At 76.8% G+C, this 19,720-nt stretch carries 15 protein-coding genes; 4 read left to right on the top strand and 11 right to left on the bottom strand.

Annotated features, from left to right (window positions below; all coding sequences use genetic code 11):
• Positions 1-57: 57 nt before the first annotated feature.
• Positions 58-1,473 (bottom strand): M20/M25/M40 family metallo-hydrolase, encoded by a 1,416-nt coding sequence (locus HH311_RS02985; RefSeq protein ID WP_169182054.1) that lies wholly within the window; start codon positions 1,471-1,473, stop codon positions 58-60.
• A gap of 23 nt (positions 1,474-1,496) precedes the next feature.
• On the bottom strand, positions 1,497-1,916 hold the full coding sequence (locus HH311_RS02990; protein ID WP_169182055.1) for a DoxX family protein: 420 nt from the start codon (positions 1,914-1,916) through the stop codon (positions 1,497-1,499).
• 157 nt (positions 1,917-2,073) lie between these two features.
• On the opposite strand from HH311_RS02990, the gene HH311_RS02995 reads away from it, so the two are divergent.
• The gene (locus tag HH311_RS02995; protein WP_169182056.1) at positions 2,074-3,894 is read left to right on the top strand and encodes a gamma-glutamyltransferase family protein; all 1,821 of its coding nucleotides are present in this window, start codon (positions 2,074-2,076) and stop codon (positions 3,892-3,894) included.
• A 79-nt stretch (positions 3,895-3,973) separates the two neighbouring features.
• Complete coding sequence (locus HH311_RS03000; RefSeq protein WP_211189484.1) at positions 3,974-4,378, top strand: hypothetical protein; 405 nt, start codon at positions 3,974-3,976, stop codon at positions 4,376-4,378.
• A gap of 13 nt (positions 4,379-4,391) precedes the next feature.
• On the opposite strand, the gene HH311_RS03005 is transcribed toward HH311_RS03000, so the two are convergent.
• The 5 genes from HH311_RS03005 to HH311_RS03025 form a co-directional block, all read right to left on the bottom strand.
• Positions 4,392-5,105: an FAD-binding protein gene (locus HH311_RS03005; RefSeq protein WP_169182057.1), complete on the bottom strand. Its 714-nt coding sequence runs from the start codon at positions 5,103-5,105 to the stop codon at positions 4,392-4,394.
• Between the two features lie 14 nt (positions 5,106-5,119).
• Positions 5,120-6,505 (bottom strand): FAD-binding oxidoreductase, encoded by a 1,386-nt coding sequence (locus tag HH311_RS03010; RefSeq protein WP_169182058.1) that lies wholly within the window; start codon positions 6,503-6,505, stop codon positions 5,120-5,122.
• A 142-nt stretch (positions 6,506-6,647) separates the two neighbouring features.
• Complete coding sequence (locus tag HH311_RS03015; RefSeq protein WP_169182059.1) at positions 6,648-7,643, bottom strand: pirin family protein; 996 nt, start codon at positions 7,641-7,643, stop codon at positions 6,648-6,650.
• Positions 7,644-8,395: 752 nt separating this feature from the next.
• Positions 8,396-11,836, bottom strand: coding sequence for an ATP-dependent DNA helicase (locus tag HH311_RS03020; RefSeq protein ID WP_169182628.1), 3,441 nt, complete (start codon positions 11,834-11,836; stop codon positions 8,396-8,398).
• Positions 11,837-11,841: 5 nt separating this feature from the next.
• Positions 11,842-15,132, bottom strand: a complete 3,291-nt coding sequence (locus HH311_RS03025; RefSeq protein ID WP_169182060.1) for an ATP-dependent DNA helicase — start codon at positions 15,130-15,132, stop codon at positions 11,842-11,844.
• Positions 15,133-15,201: 69 nt separating this feature from the next.
• On the opposite strand from HH311_RS03025, the gene HH311_RS03030 reads away from it, so the two are divergent.
• Entirely contained in the window at positions 15,202-15,498 is a 297-nt protein-coding gene (locus HH311_RS03030) for an MGMT family protein (protein ID WP_169182061.1), read from the top strand.
• A 51-nt stretch (positions 15,499-15,549) separates the two neighbouring features.
• On the opposite strand, the gene HH311_RS03035 is transcribed toward HH311_RS03030, so the two are convergent.
• Both HH311_RS03035 and HH311_RS03040 read right to left on the bottom strand, forming a co-directional pair.
• Positions 15,550-16,752 (bottom strand): MFS transporter, encoded by a 1,203-nt coding sequence (locus tag HH311_RS03035; protein WP_169182062.1) that lies wholly within the window; start codon positions 16,750-16,752, stop codon positions 15,550-15,552.
• 54 nt (positions 16,753-16,806) lie between these two features.
• Entirely contained in the window at positions 16,807-17,415 is a 609-nt protein-coding gene (locus HH311_RS03040) for a TetR/AcrR family transcriptional regulator (protein WP_169182063.1), read from the bottom strand.
• 95 nt (positions 17,416-17,510) lie between these two features.
• Between HH311_RS03040 and HH311_RS03045 the strand changes: the two genes are divergently transcribed.
• Positions 17,511-17,813 (top strand): antibiotic biosynthesis monooxygenase, encoded by a 303-nt coding sequence (locus tag HH311_RS03045; RefSeq protein ID WP_169182064.1) that lies wholly within the window; start codon positions 17,511-17,513, stop codon positions 17,811-17,813.
• A 13-nt stretch (positions 17,814-17,826) separates the two neighbouring features.
• Here HH311_RS03045 and HH311_RS03050 read toward each other — a convergent pair whose 3' ends face one another.
• Entirely contained in the window at positions 17,827-18,558 is a 732-nt protein-coding gene (locus HH311_RS03050) for a DsbA family protein (RefSeq protein ID WP_169182065.1), read from the bottom strand.
• 10 nt (positions 18,559-18,568) lie between these two features.
• On the bottom strand, positions 18,569-19,708 hold the full coding sequence (locus tag HH311_RS03055) for an MSMEG_0565 family glycosyltransferase (RefSeq protein ID WP_169182066.1): 1,140 nt from the start codon (positions 19,706-19,708) through the stop codon (positions 18,569-18,571).
• Positions 19,709-19,720 lie beyond the last annotated feature (12 nt).

The following is a 19,720-nucleotide window of genomic DNA, read 5'->3' on the forward strand; positions in this document are numbered from 1 at the left end:
CGGGGTCGACGCCGACTTCCTGACGCCCGATGTCCGGAACGAGTCGTTCCGGACGGCTCAGCGGGCCCGCTCCCCCTGCAGCCGCCACAGGTGCGCGACCGCCTCGGCGCCCGCCAGCAGCAGCGGCAGGACCGCGCGCTCGTCCGGGGCGTGGATGCGGTCGCCCGGCAGCATCACGCCGAGGAAGGCCAGCGGCGCGCGGAGCTCGGTGGACAGCAGCGCCTCCGGCCCGCTGCCGCCCTCGCGGGCCGGGAGGACCTCCGCGCCGAGCGCGATGCCCATGGCCTCCCGGATGGAGGCGACGAGGTCGGAGTCGAGGTCGCAGATCAACGGCGGGACCCCGGGGCCGCCGGTGGACACCTCGGCGTCGATGCCCGCCGGGATGCGCTCGGACACGAACCGTTCGACGAGGGCCTTGATGCGGGCCGGGTCCTGGTCGGCGACCAGCCGGAAGGTCATCTTCAGCGACGCGCGGTGCGGCACGATCGTCTTGTGGCCGGGCCCGGCGTAGCCGCCGTGCAGGCCGTTGACCTCGGCCGTCGGGCGCGCCCAGAGCCGCTCGTAGGTGCTCCAGCCCGCCTCGCCCGCCGTCGCGGTGGCGCCGGCGGCCGAGCCCGCGAGCCAGGCGGGCTCGTCGAAGGGCAGCGCTGCCCAGGCCTCGCGCTCGCGGGCGGTCGGCTCGCGGACGTCGTCGTAGAAGCCCGGCACGGCGACCCGGCCCGCGTCGTCGTGGAACGCCGCGACCAGGGTGGCGAGCTCGGTCACCGGGTTGGGCACGGCGCCGCCGAACTGGCCGGAGTGCAGGTCGACCGAGGCGCCGTGGAAGACGACCTCGAGGTCGACCATGCCGCGCATCCCGGTGCAGACGGTCGGCACCTCGCGGTCGACCATGCCGGTGTCGGTGACGACGATCTCGTCGCAGGCCAGGGCGTCGGCGTGTGCGGCGAGGAGCTCGGCCAGGTGGGCCGACCCCGACTCCTCCTCGCCCTCGACCAGGAGCTTCAGCGACACCGCGGGCGCGGCGGCGCCGGTCGCCGCGAGGTGGGCCCGCACCCCGAGCAGCACCATCGCGATGTGGCCCTTGTCGTCCGAGGCGCCGCGGCCCCGCAGCTCCTCCCCGACGACCCTGGGGTGGAAGGGCTCGAACGACCAGCCGTCGGAGAGGTCGGCGGGCTGGACGTCGTGGTGGCCGTAGACCAGCACCGTGGGGGCGTCGGGGTCGGCCGCCGGCCAGTGGGCGTACACCGCCGGCAGCGCCTCGGTGTCCGACCACACCTCGACGGTGGGCCAGCCGTCGCGGCGCAGCGTCGCCTCCAGCCAGGCCGCGGAACGGGCGACGTCGCCGTGGTACCCGGGGTCGGCGCTGATCGAGGGGATCCGCAGCCACTGGGAGAGCTCCTCGACGAAGGCGTCGGCGCGCCGGGCGACCTCCGCCTGCTCGACGGTCCCGGACAGCGGCACGGTGCTCGTCACGACGGCCACGGTAGCCCGGGAGCTCAGGCCCGCGTCACGAGCGCGGCGGTCCCGGTGCGTCGGGTCCGGGCGATCACCACGAGGAGCGCCCCGACGATCACCGGGGTGTACCAGTAGCCCGCGTCGAGGAAGAACAGCTGCGCGGCGGTGGCCCCGACCATGAGGGCGATGAGACAGGTGGCGGCGAGGCCGGCGAGGCGCGGGACGAGCAGCCCGAGACCGCCCGCCACCTCGCACAGCCCGACGACGATCCGCAGCCACTGGCCGGAGCCGAGCTCGTCGAAGATCTGCACGGCGTAGGACTCGCCGACCAGCTTGGGCAGGCCCGACCCGCCCACGAACAGGAGCGCGAGCAGCACCTGCAGCGTCCACAGGCCCGCGGTGACGGTGCGCGGCCGGCCCGGGGCGGCGGGGGCGGACTCGGGGCGGGTGGCGGTGGTCATCGCGGTTCTCCTCTGCCGGTGACGCTCCGGCGGGGGCTGCGGGAGCGATACGGGTACTCTGCTCAATCGAACCGTTGAGTGTCAACAACGCACTGACAGATATTGTTTTCGTATCTCACCTCCTGCGAGCAGCGGTGTCGTGCGCGACGATGCGGTGATGAGCTTCGGTCGGCCGCCCGCGTTCACCACCCGGCCCACGCTCGAGGGCACCGTCGGGATGGCCGCCTCCACGCACTGGGCCGCCTCGGCGACCGCGATGGCGGTGCTCGAGCGCGGCGGGAACGCGTTCGATGCGGCGGTCGCGGCGGGCTTCGTGCTGCAGGTCGTCGAGCCCCACCTCAACGGGCCGGGCGGGGACCTCACCGCGGTGTTCACCACCGCGGACGACCCGACCCCGCGAGTCCTCGACGGGCAGGGCCCCGCGCCCGCGGCCGCGTCGGCGGCCCGCTACCGCGACGAGGGCCTCGACCGGGTGCCCGGGGCCGGCGCGCTCGCGGCCGCGATCCCCGGGGCCACCGACGCCTGGCTCCTGCTGCTGCGTGACCACGGGACGTGGGAGGTCGGCGACGTCGTCGGCCCGGCGGTCTGCTACGCCCGGGACGGGTTCCCGGCGGTGGCGCGGGTCGGCTCCACCATCGGCGCGGTCGCCGACCTCTTCCGGGAGCACTGGCCCTCGTCGGCGGCGCTGTGGCTGCCCGGGGGACGACTGCCGGGGCCGGGCGAGGTGCTGCGCAACCCGGCCTGGGCGGACACCCTCGGCCGGCTCGCCGACGCGGCCCGGGGCCCGACGCGCGAAGCCCGGGTCGACGCCGTGCGCACGGTCTGGGCCGAGGGGTTCGTCGCCGAGGCGGTCGAGGCCTTCTGCCGCAAGCCGCACCGGCACGCGTCGGGCACCGACCACGCCGGCGTGCTGACCGTCGCCGACTCGGCGGGCTGGCGGGCGTCGGTGGTCGACGCGTTCGTCGGGACCTTCCGCGGGCACCGCGTCGCCAAGACGCCGTCGTGGGGGCAGGGCCCGGCGCTGCTGCAGATGCTCGCGCTGCTCGAGCCGTACGACGATGCCGCGCTCGACCCCTCGACCGAGGCCGGCGCCCACCTCGTGCTCGAGGTGATCAAGCTGGCGCAGGCCGACCGGGACGCGTGGTTCGGGGACGTGCCCGACGCGGTCGTGCTCGCCGACCTGCTCGACCCGGCCTACCTCGACGCGCGGCGGTCGCTGATCACCGAGGACGCCTCGCCCGATCTCCGGCCCGGGCGGGTGGGCGGCCGGGAACCGCGGCTGGCCGAGCTGGCGGTGGCCGGGGCGGCGCCGGGGGTCTCGGCGAGCTCGGCGGTCGGTGAGCCCACGGTGACCCTCGAGGGCGAGCCCGGGACCGACGGCGAGGTGCGCGGGGACACCTGCCACCTCGACGTCGTCGACCGGTGGGGCGCGGTGGTGTCGGTGACGCCCTCCGGCGGCTGGCTGCAGTCCTCGCCCGTCATCCCGGAGCTCGGGTTCGCGCTGGGGACACGGCTGCAGATGACGTGGCTGGAGGAGGGGCTGCCCTCGACGCTGACGCCCGGGCGGCGCCCGCGGACCACGCTGACCCCGACGCTCGTGCTCGACGACGAGGGCCGCCCGGTCACCGCCGTCGGCTCCCCCGGCGGCGACCAGCAGGACCAGTGGCAGCTGCTCTACCTGCTGCGCACGCTCGTCGGGGGGTGGTCACCGCAGGCGGCGATCGACGCGCCCGCGCTGCACTCGACGTCGGCGCCCGGCTCGTTCTGGCCGCGCGACCGGGAGCCCGGCGGGGCGGTCGTCGAGGACCGGCTCGGCGACGCGGTGATCGCCGGGCTGGCGCGCCGGGGGCACCGGATCTCGCGGGCCGGCGACTGGGCGCTCGGGCGGCTGTCGGCCGTCGGGATCGACCACGCGCGCGGGGTGCTGTGGGGGGCGGCGAACCCGCGGGGGATGCAGGGGTACGCGGTCGGCCGGTGACTACCGTGGATGCCAGCGGAGCGTCGTTGCTTGCATCCAGTGGCAGGAAAGGCCCGTCGTCGTCTGGGAAGGTGATCACATGCGCCTCCCCTCGCTGCGCCGCCGTCGTCCCCGCCCCGACCCGGCCGCCCGACGCGCCGCCCTGCTCGCCGGCCCGCTCGTGGGCATGGGCGTGCTGCACTTCGCGGTGCCCGCCCCGTTCGACACGATCGTGCCGCCGTGGATCCCCGGCCCGGCCCGCTTCTGGACCTACGCGAGCGGGGTCGCCGAGCTCGCCGTCGGGACCGCGATCGCCCGGCCCGCCAGCCGCCGCCTCGGGGCGACGGCCGCCGTCGGGCTCTTCCTCGCCGTCTACCCGGCGAACCTGCAGATGGCGTGGGACTGGCGGCGCAAGCCGTGGCCGCTGCGCGCGGCCGCCGTCGGACGGCTACCGCTGCAGTACCCGATGATCACGCACGCGCTGCGGGTGCGCGCCGAGGCCTGAGCTCCCGGGCGCCTCACAACGGGTGAGGGACGCCGAGCAGCCCGGCCGGGTCGTGCCGGCGGGAGAGCTGGACGAGGCGGAGCAGCTCGGCCGCCGCGGTGCGCTCCCGCGGCATCACCGCCGTGGTGTAGCGCGCGTCGAGGACGACGGCGGTCACGACGCCGACCGCACCCGGGTGGGCGCGCAGGGCCCACCACAGCTCCGTCGCGCATCCCGGGCCCGGGAGGGTGTGCACCACGCCGTCGCCGGTGACGACGGTGGCCCCGCGCAGGGTGGTCGCGCCGAGCGCGGCCGCGACGGTGCCGGGCCGCGCGAACGCGGTGCTGGGCCGGGGTGCGGCGTCGACCGCCACCCGGCGCACCGCCGCCCAGGCCGCGCCGACCCCGGCCCGGACGGTGCCCCGGGCGGGATCGGCGACGGTCCGGTCGGCGCGGGTGAGCGAGAGTGCGACGACCGGACGGTCCCCGGAGCGGGCCGCGTGCCCCCCGCCCACCCCGAGGACGACGACCTCGATGTCGTGCTCGGCCGCCCACGCGAGCACGCGGGCGACGTCGGCGGTGCCGGTGGCCCCGACGACGGCGACGACCCGACGCTGCGTCCGCACCGGCAGCGGCCGGGCGAGGGCGAGCTCGAGGGCCGCGTCGACACTGAAGGGCGGGTGGACCGGACCGTCGACGAGCGCGTCGAGGGTGAGGAGCGCCTCGCTGGTCCAGCCGGGGCCGCGCACGGTGCCCGCCTCCCTCAGCGCAGCCCGAGGCGGCGGCCGCCGAGGACGCCGTCGGGGTCGACCCGCCGGGAGACCTCGACCAGCCGCGCCCGCGCCTCGTCGCTCCAGCACGCCCCGGGGCGCGCGGCGATCGTCTGCGGCGACGCGAAGTTGACCGGCACGGTGCCGTCCGACCACGGCGCGAGGGCGTCGAGGACACCGTGCGCGACCGCCGGCACGACCTCGACCAGCGGCGGGACCATCGGCGCGATGATGCCGACGAGGAACGGCGACCGCGGGACGCAGCCGGCGGTCCCCCGCATGCCCTTCCCGCCGATCGCCCGCAGCTCCACCATGATCAGCGGCAGCTCGTGCTGCGGGCCGGCGGCCGCGAGCAGGGCGTCGACGGTGTCGTCGTCGACCGACTGCAGGAACTGACCGGTGGCCCAGGCGGGCATCGGCTCGGTCGGGTCGCAGTGGACGGCGTCCATCGCGGCGGCCGGCCTCTCCTCGACCATGTCGAGGATCGGGGTGGCGACCCGGCGCATCGGGCTCACGACCTCGAGGCCCTCGATCTCCGGGCCGAGGTGCGCGACGCGCAGCTGCACGACGGTGCGCCCCCGCAGCGGCGGCGGGACCGCCTCCATGTCGGGCATCCGCAGGATCGCGATCGAGGTCGTGGTGTTCTCCGTCAGCGTGGGCTGCCAGCGCCGCCACGCGTGCATGACCGCGGAGGCGTCCGCGGCGTCGAAGAAGATCGACCCGCCGTAGAAGCGCGTCATCTCGACGAGCTCCACGGTCATCTCGACGACGATGCCCGCGGCGTCCTTCCCGCCGAGCATCGCGTGGAAGAGCTCGGGGTCCTCGGTGGGCGAGACCTCGCGGACCGCGCCGTCGCCGGTGACGACCCGCATGCGACGGACGCGGTCGGCGCCGTAGCCGAAGCGGCTCACGATCGGGCCGATGCCGCCGCCGGTGGAGAAGCCGACGACCCCGACGTCCGACGACGACCCGGTCACCGCGGACAGGCCGTGCGGCACCGCGGCCTCGAGGACCCGCGACCACTTCACGCCGGCGCCGACGGTGACGGTGCGCGCCTCCGGGTCGACGTCGCAGCGGTCGAGGCGCTTGGTGGAGATCACCAGCACGCCGCGGTGGGAGAAGTCGGCGTGGCCGGTGGCGACGACGCCGACGCCGATGCCCCGGGCCCGCGCCCAGCGCACGGCCGCCGCGACGTCCTCGGCGCTCGTGGCCCCGAGGACGGCGACGGGCTGGTGGACGGGCGCGAGGTTGAAGCCGGCGAGCTCGGCGACGACGTCGACGTCCCCCGGATCCCACACGGGTCCAGACACGGCTCTGCGGAGGTCGGCGATCTCCCGGGTCGCAGTGGTCTCGGCGAAGGGGCGGGCGAGCTCGGTCATGGTGAAACCCTCCGTAGTCAACCTGTCGCGCTTTCGGGTGAAGCGCGTTGCAAGTGACCCTAGAGTTACCACTCTGAGTGACACAAGACCGAGAATCGTCGGCGATCGCTCACCGAGGGTGAGGGCAGGCGCTTACCCAGCGTCAGCCACGGGGGCGGATGCGGGCGTTCGGGAGCGCGGGGGCGTGGAGCCGGGCCGTGCTGCCGTCGGGGCCGACGTAGCCCTCGACGTGGCCGAAGCGGCTCTCGGGGTCGTCCTCCCAGGTCGCCCGGAACGCGACGATCTCGTCGTGGGTGCGGCCGACGAAGTTCCACCACATCACGATCTGCTCGCCGAACGGCGCCCCGCCGAGCAGGAGCAGGCGGGCCGGGGTGGCGGCGTCGTTGATCAGCTCGAGCCGGCCCGATCCCGGGGCGAGGTAGGCGAGCTCGGCCGCCGCCACGTCGGCCGGGGTGACGCCGTCGCCGCCCACGCGGACGTCGCCGGTGTCGACGAGGACGCCGTGCTCGAAGGCCGGGTCGACGTCGAGGGCGACGGTGGTGCGGGGCTCGAGGACGATCTCCGCGCCGAGGAGGGGCGAGAACGTCGGGACGGGGCTGGTGTCGCCGGCGAGGGTGCCGAGGAAGACCCGGGCGATCCCGCCGTCGAGGTGGACGGGCGCCGGCGCGTGGTGGGCGAAGGCACGTGGGGTGTCGCGGTGGGCGTCGGGCAGGGCGAGCCACAGCTGGGCGCCGTGCAGCGTCGTCGTGTCCGGGGTGGAGACCTCGGAGTGGGCGACGCCGTGCCCGCCGGTCATGAGGTTGAGCTCGCCGGGGCGCACGATCGCGTGGACGCCGTGGCTGTCGCGGTGCTCGACCTCCCCGGTGAAGAGCCAGCTCACGGTGGCCAGGCCGGTGTGCGGGTGCGGGGCGACGTCCATGCCGCCGGTGGCCGCGACGTCGTCGGGGCCGTAGTGGTCGAGGAAGCACCACGCGCCGATCAGCGAACGCTGCCGCTGCGGGAGGGTGCGCCGCACGGTCATCGCGCGAGGCCCGCCCAGGGGGACCGCCCGCGGCGTCAGGATCTCGACCGCCGCGCGCTGCGGCCGCGTGTCCTCGCCGCACACCATCTCGTCCGGCGCCGTCTCGACGTTGCTCACGGCGTCCATCATCCGCCCTTCCGAGCCGCGCGAGGGGAACCCTCTTGCGGATAGAGCGGCCGGATCGTCCCCTCGCGGGGCGACGGTGCGGCGGCGGTGTGGCGGCGGTGTGGCGGCGGTGTGGCGGCGGTGTGGCGGCGGTGTGGCGGCGGTGTCGAGCGATGGGCCCCTTCGCTCGGATAGATGGGCCGTGGGCGCCCTTCGTCGGAACCCGGGTCGGCCTGGCACGGGCTTGATCAACAGCACACAGCGCACCCCGTGGCCGGGCGCGGGCCTGCGCCATGTGCCCCTCGCGTCGGGCCGGCCCCGCCACTGCGGCCCACCATGATCACGGGCACGTCAGGCAGCCCAGACCCGCCGCAGGGCTGCGCGACGTGCCCCTCGGCGGGGCCGGCCTGCCCCGGTACTTGATCAGGCGCACACAGCGCATCTCACGGCGGGGCTGCGCCTGCGCGATGTGCCCCTCGTCGAACCGACGCTGCGGTCAACCAGCCCACGGGCACGTCAGGCAGCGCCGAGTGGACTCAGATGGCTGGGCCAGCAGCCCTGAGGGTCCACTCGGTTGGGTGCCGGGCCGGGGCCGAGCGCCGAGTGGCCTGACCCGCCACGGCCCTGCGCCAAGCTGCCCCTCGGCAGGTGCCCGGCCTGGCACGGGCTTGATCGGGAGCACACAGCGCACCCCACCGCGGGCCCCACCTGCGCCACGTGCCCCTCGGCAGGGGCCGAACACACCCAACTACGCGCGCGAGGGCTCAGCGAGGGTCGCGGTCGCCGTCGTCGAAGCCGGTGTGGTCGGGGTCGGCGTCGTCGTCGGACCACGGCGCCGCCGGACCGCGGTGCACCACGACGTCGTCCCCCTCGGGCTCGCGGACCTCGACCGGCACGGACGCGACCAGCGCCCGCAGCCCACCCGCGTCGAGGAGATCGGACGGGGTGACCGTGCGGTCGGCGCGGACGTAGTGCAGCGCCGCCCGCACGCGCTCGACCGGCGTCCTCGACAGTGCCGCCCACGCGAGCCGGTACGCCGCGAGCTGCACTGACAGCGCGGGCATGGCCTCGGGAGCGGGCGGCGCGCCGGTCTTCCAGTCGACGACGGTGGCCCCGCCGTCGGGGTCGGCGAACACCGCGTCGATCCGGCCCCGGACCAGGGTGCCCTCGACCTCGGTCTCGAACGGCACCTCGACGGCCACCGGGGTCCGCGTGGCCCAGCGGCTCGCCGTGAACCGCTCCTGCAGCTCGGTGAGGTCGGCGGACGCGGCGTCGTCGGTACCGGGGTCCTCGTCGGCCGCCCCGGGGAGCTCGTCGAACTCCAGCAGCTCGGTCTTGGCGAACCACCGCTCGACCCACGCGTGGAACTCCGTCCCGCGGCGGGCCCGCGGATCGGGTGGGCGCGGGACCGGCCGGCGCAGCCGGCGGGCGAGCGCCGCGGGGTCGGCCGCGAGGTCGACCAGCTGGCTCACCGAGAGCTGCGGCGGCAGCAGCACGCGGGCGTGGCGCTCGCGGGCGGCGGCGCGCTCGGCGAGGAGCACGTCGACGTCGGCGGCCCACCCGTCGGGGTCGTCGGCGGCCGCCGCCGCGTCGTCGCCGGTCGCCACCCGCCCGCGCGCCGCCCGGACGAGCGCCGCCCCCTCCTCCACGGCGGTCCGGCGCACCCCGAGCGGGTCGACCGGCCACTCCTGTGCGCGCTCGACCTCGGCGAGCGGGTTGGCGGCGCCCTCCTGCGGCGGTTCGGCCCACGTGTCGACGGTGGCCGTGCCGCGCCGGGCGACCTCCCCGACCTCGGTGAGGAAGTCCGACGGCCCGCGGGGCTTGTCGCCGGTCTCGCCCCACCAGTGCCCGGAGACGAGCAGGGTCCGCTCGGCGCGGGTGAGCGCGACGTAGAACAGCCGGCGCTCCTCGACGAGCCGGCGGTCGTCGAACTCCTGCTCGTGGCGGTCCAACCGCTCGGTGAGCTCCTTGCGGTCGGTCACCCCGGTCACGTCGAGCTCGGGGAGGTCGGGCCGGTCGCCGCGCAGCTCGGCGGGGAGCGCGGCGATGCTGGTGAGCCACGAGCCGGAGAGCTTCGGGCCGGGGAAGGTCTTCGCGCAGACGTGCGGCACCGCGACGACCTCCCACTCCAGGCCCTTGGCCGCGTGCACGGTGAGGACCTGGACGCGGGCGCCGCCGAGTGCCGGGTCGGCGCCGGCGGTCGAGTCGACCTCGCCCGGGGTCAGCCCGTCCTCGGCCTCCTCGGCGGCGTCGAGGTAGGCGAGCAGGGCCGTCGGGGTGGCGGTGCCCCCGGACGCGGCCGCACCGCCGGCGAAGTCGGCCACGACGTCGGCGAACGCATCCAGGTGCGCCCGGCCGACCTCGCCGGGCCGCGACGCCGCCTCGACGTCGAGCAGCAGGGTGCGCTCGACGTCGGCGACCAGGTCGACCAGCGGCGCGGTCACCCGCCGGCGCAGCCCCACCAGCTCGCGCGCGAGCCGCCGCAGCCGGGCGTACCCGGCCGGGGAGTAGCGGTCGGGCGGCCCCGGGTCGTCGAGGGCGTCGACCAGCCCGGCCCGTTCGGCGTGCTCGCCGGGGAGGGCGTCGGCGACCGGGTCGGGCGCGCCCGCCGTCGGTGCCGTCTCGGGGACCGGCGGCGCCGCGAGCTCGCGGGCGCGCCGCCACAGCGCGGCGAGGTCCGCGCCCCCGATCCGCCACCGCGCCCCCGTCAGCAGCCGGACCGCCGCGCCCCCGGCCAGCGGGTCGACCACGAGACGCAGCGCCGAGACGAGGTCACGGACCTCGGGCTCGTCGAGCAGCCCGCCCAGGCCCACGACCTCGACCGGCAGGTCCCGGGCCCGCAGTGCGGCGGCGAGCTCGGTCATGTCGGCGCGCCGCCGCACCAGGACCGCGCTCGTGGGCGGCGCCTCGTCGCGGTCGAGCGCGGCCCGCCAGCGGTCGGCGACGGCGTCGGCGAGCCACGCCCGCTCGGCCACCACGTCCTCGTGCAGGGCCACGTGCACGTCGCCGGGCGGTGCGCCCGCGAACGCCCGCAGCTCGCCGACCGCGTCGAGGGCGCGGGGCTCGCGCAGCGGCTCGACCACGCCGTTGGCGAGGGCCAGCACCTCCGGCGGGTTGCGGAAGCTCGTGAGCAGCCCGAAGCGCCGGGCGGCCACCCACTCGCCGTCGGGGTCGGGGCGCGGGAAGTCGGTGACGAACCGCGGCAGGTTCGCCGCGCTCGCCCCTCGCCAGCCGTAGATCGACTGGAAGGGATCCCCGACCGCCGTCACCGCGGTCTGCTCGTCGCCCCCGAACAGCGCGCGCAGCATGATGCGCTGGGCGTGGCCGGTGTCCTGGTACTCGTCGAGCAGGATCGCCCGGAACGCGGACCGCTCGGCCTGCCCGACCTCGGGGTGCTCGTCGGCGAGGCGGGCGGCGGCGGCCATCTGGTCGGCGAAGTCCAGGCACCGCTCGCTCCGCTTGCGGGCGGCCAGCTCCTCGACCAGGGGCAGCAGCGCGACCCGGAACCGCTGCCGCTCGACGATCCGCGCGAGCGCCTGGGGCAGGCCGGGCCGCTGGCCCTTGGCCGGGGGCGCCGACTCGATCACCCGGGTCAGGGCCTCGGCGTGCCCACGCAGCGCCTCGGGCTCGGCGAGGTGCTCCCCCAGCTCGCCGGCCAGGGCGAGGACGTAGCCGGTGACGCTGGTCGGCACCAGCGAGGTGTCGAGGTCGCGGGTCCAGGACGACACCACCCGGTGGGCGAGCTGCCAGGACGCCGTCGGCGAGAGCAGGCGCGCCCCGGGGTCGGTCGGCAGCCGGAGTCCGTGCTCGGTGAGCAGCCGGCCGGCGTAGGCGTGGTAGGTCGACACCGTCGGTTCGAGGGTGCGCACGAGGACCCGCCGCTCGCCGGTGGGGTCGAGCTCGTCGAGCAGCGGGTCGCCCGCGAGGCGCCGCAGCCGGCGGCGGATGCGGTCGGCGAGCTGCCCGGCGGCCTTGCGCGTGAACGTCAGCCCGAGCACCTGGTCGGGGGTGACGATGCCGTTGGCCACCAGCCACACGACCCGCGCGGCCATCGTCTCGGTCTTGCCCGACCCGGCGCCCGCGGTGACCAGGGCGGACGCGAACGGCGCCGCGATCACCTCGGCCTGCTCGTCGGTGGGCCGGCGCAGCCCGAGCCGTTCGGCGAGCTCCGCCGGGTCGATGAGCCCGGTGCGCGTCTCCACCAGCCCCGTCACGGCACCTGCCTCCCCGAGGAGTGCACGGGGCAGGCCGTGCGCACCGGACAGCGCGGGCACGCGTCGTTCTCCTGCCCGACGAACACCGGCCCCTCGGTCATCCGGGCCGCCGCCGCGACCTGCTCGCGCCAGTGCTCGACGCCGTCGGCGTCGAGCGGGGTCTGCGCGCGCTCCTTGGCCTTCGCGCCGTCGCGCTGCAGGTAGACCAGCCGGGCGCCGCCGGGCACCGACGCGGCCGCCGAGCCCTCCGAGGCCGGGGGCGATGCGAGCCGCTCGGCGAACGCGCCGAGCGCGACCGCGAGCTGGTACACCGCGAGCTGGGGGTGCTCGGCCGCCTTCGCCGCCGACACCGGCGACTTGCCGGTCTTGACGTCGACGATCACCGGGCGGCCCTGGGCGTCGACCTCGAGCCGGTCCACCCGCCCGCGGATCGCGACGTCAGCCCCGGGCGCCTCGAGCCGCGCCGTCACCTGCTCCTCGACGGCCTGCTCGGTGAGCTCGCGCCGGGAGCCGTCGCGCCACGCGAGGAACGACCGCAGCATCCGCCGGCAGTTCGCGAGCTCCCGCCGGGAGAACCACGGCGCGCCCGCGTCGACCGAGGCCCAGGCGACGTCGAGGGCCTCGTCGAGCTCGTGCTCCCCCGCCCCCTCGGCGGCGCGCTGCACGAGGGCGTGCACGAGCGAGCCGGTGACCGAGGCCAGCGAGTCCGAGTCGTCCCCGCCGTGGGTCTGCAGCGCCCAGCGCAGCGGGCAGGTCAGGATCGTCTCCACCGCGCTCGGGCTCACCGTGGTCCGCGAGCCCGGCGGGCGCAGCGGCTCGGTGGTGGAGACCTCGAGCAGGCCGTACCAGTCGTCCGGGTCGGCGCCCGGCACGCCGGCCTCGGCCAGCCGCGCGAGCTGGGTCGCGGCGCGGGCGCGGCGCTCCGGGTCGGTGTCCGGCGCGGTGACGGCCCGCCGCAGGTCGCCCACCAGCTCGGCGAGCACGAGGGCGCGGCTGGGCCGCCGCCGGGCCCACCCGGCGTCGTCGGGGCCCGGGGCGTCGTCGCCGGTGGCCACGTCGTCGAGGAACCGCGACGGCGTGACGTCCTCGGACTCGACGGCGCCGACGTGGACGGCCTGCCGGGCCCGCGAGAGCGCGACCGCGAACAGCCGGCGCTCCTCGTCGAGCAGCGGCACGCGGGTGGAGAGCGCCGGGCCGTCCGGCACCCCACCGAGCACGTCGACCATCCGCTCGACGCCGAGCAGCGTCCCGCGGCGCCGCAGGTCGGGCCACACGCCCTCCTGCACGTCGGGGATGACCACGACGTCCCACTCCCGCCCCCGTGCGGCGTGCGCCGTGAGGAGGGCGACCGCCTCGCCGTCGGGGGTGCGGGGCGCCAGGCCGTCGCTGGCGAACCGCTGGTCGTCGACCTGCGCGACGAACCCCGCGACGGTCCCGCCGGGCAGGTCCTCGACGAACCGGCCGGCCCGCTCGACGAGGGCGACCACGGCGTCGAGGTCGCGGTCGGCCTGGGCGCCGGGCACCCCGCCGCGCTCGCTGGCGGCGACCCAGCGGGCCTGCAGGCCGCTCGCCGACCACACCGCCCAGACCACGTCGGGCACGCTCTCCCCCGCACGGATCGCTTCCACCGCGGCGCCGAGCAGCCCGGCGACCCGGCGCAGCGGCGCGGCGTCCGGCTCCGGGACGAGGGTCAGCCGGTCGGGGCGGCCGGCGAGGTGGTCGACCAGCACGTCGACGATCAGCTCGTCGCTGGAGCGCTCCGTGCCCCCGCCCCCCGCCTCGTGGAGCCGCAGCAGGCCGCGTCGCAACCGCCGGAGCCCGAGGGGCTCGGCCCCGCCGAGCGGGGAGGCGAGCAGGGCGAGCGCGGTGTCGGCGTCGACCGCCTCGGCGGGCGGGGCGGTCGCGGCGGTCGCCGCGCAGCGCAGGAGGGTCAGCAGCGGCGCGACCGCGGGCAGCGCCGCGAGCGGGGTGTCGTCCGCCGGCACCGCCAGCGGCACCCCGGCCGCGAGCAGCGCGCGGCGCAGCGGCGGGAGCGAGAGCGGCACGGACCGCACGACGACCGCGAGCCGCGACCAGGGCACGCCGTCGACCAGGTGCGCCCGGCGCAGCGTGTCGGCCACCCAGGCCGCCTGGCGGCCCGGCGTCGGGAAGACCGAGACGGTGGCCGCGCCGCCCTCCGCGGGCGCGCCGGGGGGCCCGGTGCGCGCCCGCGCCGGGCCCGTGCCCCGCAGCGGCTCGACGGCCCGGGCGACGGCCGCGCGCACGGCCGGCGAGCCGCGGTGGTCGAGGGTGAGCACCGCGGTGGCGCGGCCGCCCGGGTCGGCGTCGCGCAGCAGCTCCGGTGCGGCCCCGCGGAAGCCGAGGACCGAGGAGTCCGGGTCGCCCGCGAGCACCCACGCGTCGGCGGTGGCCCCGAGCATGCGCACCAGCTCGAGCTGCTGGGGGTCCATGTCCTGCGCGTCGTCCACCACGAGGTGCCGGACGTGCTCCCGCTCGCTGGCGAGGAGATCGGGGTCCACCGCGAACGCGTCGAGCACCGCGGCGACGAGCTCGGCCGCGTCGAGCGGGGGCGCCGAGGCCAGGGGGTTCGCCGAGCCCGCCGCCGCGCGCAGCAGCGTGACCTCCTCGAACGTCTGGTAGAACCGCGCGGCCGCGACCCAGACCGCGACGTCGTGCTCCTTGCCCAGCGCCCGCAGCTCCCGCGGGCCGAGACCCCGCTCGGCGGCCCGCAGCAGCAGGTCACGCACCTCGGCGGCGAAGGCCGGGGCCTCCAGCGCGGGCACCAGGCGGGCCGGCCAGCCCGATCCGCGCCCGGCGCCGACGGCCTCGCCGGCCAGCAGCTCGCGGACCATCGCGTCCTGCTGGGCCCCCGGCAGCAGCCGTGGCGGGGCCTCCTCCCGGCGCGCGGCGTGCCGGCGCAGCACCGCGAACGCGTAGGAGTGCACGCTGCGCACCAGCGGCTCGCGCGCCGCGGTGAGGACACCGCCGGCCTCCCCCGCGAGCGCCCGACGCCGGGCCGAGATGCGCTCGCGCAGCGCGGCGGCCGACCGCCGGTCGCCCACCAGCACGAGGGAGCGCGCCTCGGGGTCGGCGTGCAGCAGCCGCGCGACCCGCTCGGCGAGCAGCGTCGTCTTCCCGGTGCCCGGACCGCCCAGGACCCGCAGGAACCCGTCGTCGTGCTCCAGCACCCGCCGGGCCACCGGGTCGAGCACGAGATCGGTGGGCAGCCGGGTGGCGGCGCGCAGCAGCCGCGGCGCGTCCCCCGCGGACCGAGCCCCCGTCGTCATGGGAGCGACTGAACCACGACCCCCCGACAGCCACGCCCGACGGGGCCGCCGTGCTGGGAGGATGACCGTGTGGACGAGGCACGCCACGAGCGGATCCGGGAGATCGTCGCGTCGGTCCCCGAGGGCCACTGGGTGAGCTACGGCGACGTCGCCGCCGCCGCGGGCGAGCGCTCGGCCCGCGTCGTCGGGACCGTGCTCTCCCAGGACGGGGCCGACCTGCCGTGGCACCGGGTGCTGCGCAGCACGGGCACGCCGGCGCCCCACATCGCCGTCGAGCAGATCCGCCGGCTCACCGCGGAGGGGGTCCTCGTCGTGGACGCCCGGGCCGCGAAGGGCCAGCGGTACAGGTGGCCTCCGGCCCCGTGAGCAGAAAAGGTCGGTATACCGACACTTTCTGCTCACGAGCGCGCAGCGCACCTACACGGGGTCCGCCGGCGACGGCCGCCGGAGCTCCAGCGCCCACGTCGCGATCCCGACGAGGGCCATCGCGGCGCCGAGCGCGCACACCCCGGGCCACCCCACCAGCGCGTACAGCGCCGACGTCAGCGCCGACGCGATCGCCCCGCCGATGAACGCCGACACCAGGAAGGCGCTGGTCACGCGACTGCGCGCGGCCGGGCGCCGCCGGTAGATCGCGTGCTGGTGGGAGATCTGGAGCAGCTGCTGGGCGAGGTCGAGCACGACGATCCCGGCGATCAGCGCCACCAGCGACGACCCGCCCAGCGCGAGCAGACCCCAGCTCACCAGCAGCAGGCCCAGCCCCACGGTCACGGAGCGCCGCCCGTGGCCCCGGTCGGCGAACCGGCCCGCCCACACCGCCGTCAGCGCCCCGGCCAGCCCCGCCAGCCCGAAGAGCCCGATCACCCCGGAGCCGTACGAGTACGGCGGCGCCGCGAGCAGGAACGACAGGGAGGTCCAGAGGATCGTGAAGCAGCCGAACCCGACGCCGCCGAGCACCATGCGCCGCCGCACCAACGAGTCGTGCCGCACGATCGTGCCCACCGACCGCAGCAGGGCCGGGTAGGACTCGTCCGACGACGTGGGCACGCGCGGCAGGGCCAGGCGCACCAGCCCGGCCAGCACCACCATGACGACCGCCGCGAGGACGAACACCAGCCGCCAGCCGCCGATCTCCGCGACGAGCCCCGCCACGGTCCGGGCCAGCAGGATCCCGACGAGCAGCCCGCTCATCACGGTCCCGACGACCGACCCGCGGTTCTCGTCGGAGGCCAGCGACGCCGCCATCGGCACCACGATCTGCGCGACCGCCGAGGTCACCGCCACGATCGCCACCGCCGCGAGGAGCACCCCGAGCGACGGCGCGGCCGCCGCCCCGACGAGCAGCACCCCGGTGACCAGCAGCAACGTGCTCACCAGGCGGCGCCGCTCGAGGACGTCGCCGATCGGCACGAGGAACGCGAGCGCCAGCGCGTAGCCGATCTGCGAGGCGGTGACGAGCAGGCCCGCCTGCCCCTCGCCGACCGAGAACGCGCGCGCGACCACGGGCAGCAGCGGCTGGGCGTAGTAGATGTTCGCGACGGCGGCGCCGCACACCACCGCGAGGAGCAGGACGGTCGGGCGTCCGAGGTGGGTGGGGGCGGCCTGCGCCTGGGTGCTCATCGTTGCCCGAGCAAACCAGATGCGGCGTCGGGTGGCGCGCGATCCGGTCGCCTGTCACACCCCGCCGGCGGCGTCCGCGAGCGCGGCGTCGAACAACCGGTGCGCCGCCCGCCGGGAGACCGCGCCCGCCTCGTCGGGACCGAGGCCGCGCACGTCGGTGAGCACGATGAAGGCCTCCCACCCCACGACGACGGCGAGGGCGGAGACCAGGTCGGCGAAGGCCTCGCGGCCCAGCCGGTCCCGCACCGGCTCGAGGGCGCTCTCGATCCAGGCGACCCGACGGTGCCCGCGCCGGGGTGCACCCTCCTCGCGCCCGGTCTCGGCCACGGTCAGTGCGATCAGCCGGCGCCCGAGGGCGAGCGAGGAGCCCATCGTCGCGGTCACGCCGTCGACGAGGGCGGCGAGCCGGGCGTGGACGTCGTCGTCGGGGGCGGCGGCGAGTGCCTCGTCGACCGACGTCGACAGGGTGCCGACGACCGCGTCGAGCACCAGCTGGTCGAGGGTCGGGAAGTGCAGGTAGACGGTCCGCCGCGACACCTCGGCGGCGTCGGCGATCTCCCCGACCGACGGCGACGCGCCCTCGGCGAGCAGGCGCGCGGCCGCGTCGAGGATCGCGCGGCGGGTGCGACGACGTTGCGCGTCGCGGCCGGTGCCGGGTTCCACGAGACGACTCCTTGACGGACGAGGACGGGAACGCTCACTATACCGCTGTGCACTCACTACACAGCAGTGCACCGAACGAGTCGAGGAGCGCCGCCATGTCCGTCACCTTCGTCAATTGCTTCGAGGTCCCCACCGGCCGCGAGGACGACTTCTTCGCCCGCTGGCAGGGCGTCAACGCCCACATGCGCAACCGGCCCGGGTACGAGGAGCACCACCTGTACCGGTCGCTCGCCCCCGACGCCCGCTTCCGGTTCGTCAACGTCGCGCGCTGGACCTCCCCCGCCGCCGTGGCCGCCGCCCACGACGACGAGTTCCGGGCCCTGGTCTCGGGGCCGGACTGGGCGGAGGTGGTGTCGACGCCGGCGGTCTACGAGGAGATCCACCACGGCGCGGTGTGAGCCACCGTCGGGCTCACCGGTGCTGGCGCCGGCTCCCGCCGTGCCAGTCCTCGGTGAGCCCGACCTCCCCCTGCCCCACGCCGTAGGCCGCCAGCTGCGGACGCTCCCGCAGGCTGCGCTTGAGCTCGACGAACCCCGGGAAGCGCGTCAGCCCGACGACGTGGTCCCACAGCTCTTCGGCCTCGTCGTCACCGACCTTGCGGCTGATCACCGGACCGAAGAACGCGAGCCCGTCCGGCGCGTCGAGCTGGATGATCGGGGTCCCGACGTCCTTGCCGGTCAGCGCGAGCGCCTCGTCGGTCTCGGCCTGGATCACGGCGTCGTGGCGGGTGTCGTCCAGCGACTCGGCGAGCTCGCCCGGCAGCCCGACGCGCTCCAGGACGGGCAGGACGAAGGCCTGGGTCCCGCGGCGCTCGCGGCCGCCGGAGTGCTCGGGGACCTCCTCCTGCTCGAACACCGCCCTGCCGAGCTCCTCGTAGAACCGGGCCAGCGCCTCGGGCCCCTGCTGCTCCCGCACCGCGGCGCACACCCGCAGCAGGCGCAGTCCGGCGGTGTGCCCCGCCTCGTACTCCGGCGGGAACTGCGCGTCGTAGTCGACGTGCGCGTTCAGCAGCCGCAGGGCGATGAACCGCCACTCGACGCCGAACCCACGACGACGCGCCACGGTCCGTACCCAGATGCTCGTCAGCCAGCAGTAGGGGCAGACGGGGTCGAACCAGAAGCGGACGTCCGTCGTCTCGGCCATGCGATCGAGCCTAGGGCCCTCGGCGCGTGCCCGACGGTGCGCGCAGTGCCCCGTAGGCGGCCAGGTGGGCCCGCGCCACCGCGTCCCACGAGTGCGACGCCGCGAGCGCGCGCCCGACGGCGGCCTGGGCCGGGCGGGCCGGGTCGCCGCCGGTGAGCACGTCCGCGAGCTCGGCCGCGTACGCCTCGGCGAAGTCGGCACCGTCGGCCGCGAACCGCACCGCCCCGGCGAACACCTCGCGCAGCACCGGGAGGTCGCGGGCGACCACGGGCACCCCGGCCGCGAGTGCCTCCATCGCCGCGAGCCCGAAGCCCTCCTTGGTCGACGGGAACGCGAACACCGAGGCGCCGGCGACGATCCCCGGCAGGTCGGCCTGGGGCACCGGCCCGAGGACCACCGGCTCGACGCCGAGCGAGGCCGCGAGCGCGAAGACCTCCTCGCGGTAGGGCCGGTAGTCGAAGAGCGTGTCCCCGCCCGCGACGACCAGCGGGGCGTCCACCCCGCGGCGCGCCAGCGCGGCCATCGCCGCCACCAGGTCGCGGGTGCCCTTGCGCGGCTCGATCCCGCCGACCGCGAGCACGTAGCGACCGAAGCGCTCGCGCCAGGGCGCGCCCGCCCCCGACGAGGCCGCGGCCGCGAACCGCGCCGCGTCCACCCCGTTCCCGACGACGGGCGCGGTGCGTCCCCACCCGGCCTTCACCTCCGCGGCGACCGCGTCCGAGACGCACAGCAGCGCCGCGGGCTCGACCAGCGCCCGCTCGTGGCAGGTGACCAGCGACGGCGTCGTGAACTCGTCGAGGTGGTGCACCGTCCGGACGAGGCCGGCGTACCCGTGGGCGCGGCCCTCGGCGTTGGCGGTCAGGCAGTCCTGGGCGTGGCGGACGTCGACCGGCCCGGCGTCGGCGAGCGCGTCGGCGAGCAGCGCGATCGAGCGCAGGATGCGGTCGCCGACGGACTCGCCCTCGATCTCGGGGACGCCCACCAGCCGGATCGGCACCGACACGTCCCGGAAGAACGCCGTGTCGCCACCCCGCGCCAGCGCCCACACCTCGACGTCGTGCCCCGCGCGGGCCAGCGCCTCGCCCAGCGCGAGGGTGTGGACGACGCCGCCGCGCGGCTTCGTGGAGTAGGTGGAGAGCCGGATGCGCACGTCCGCTGCCGC

It is taken from the genome of Actinomycetospora sp. TBRC 11914 (assembly GCF_012933465.1).
Taxonomy (GTDB): domain Bacteria; phylum Actinomycetota; class Actinomycetes; order Mycobacteriales; family Pseudonocardiaceae; genus Actinomycetospora.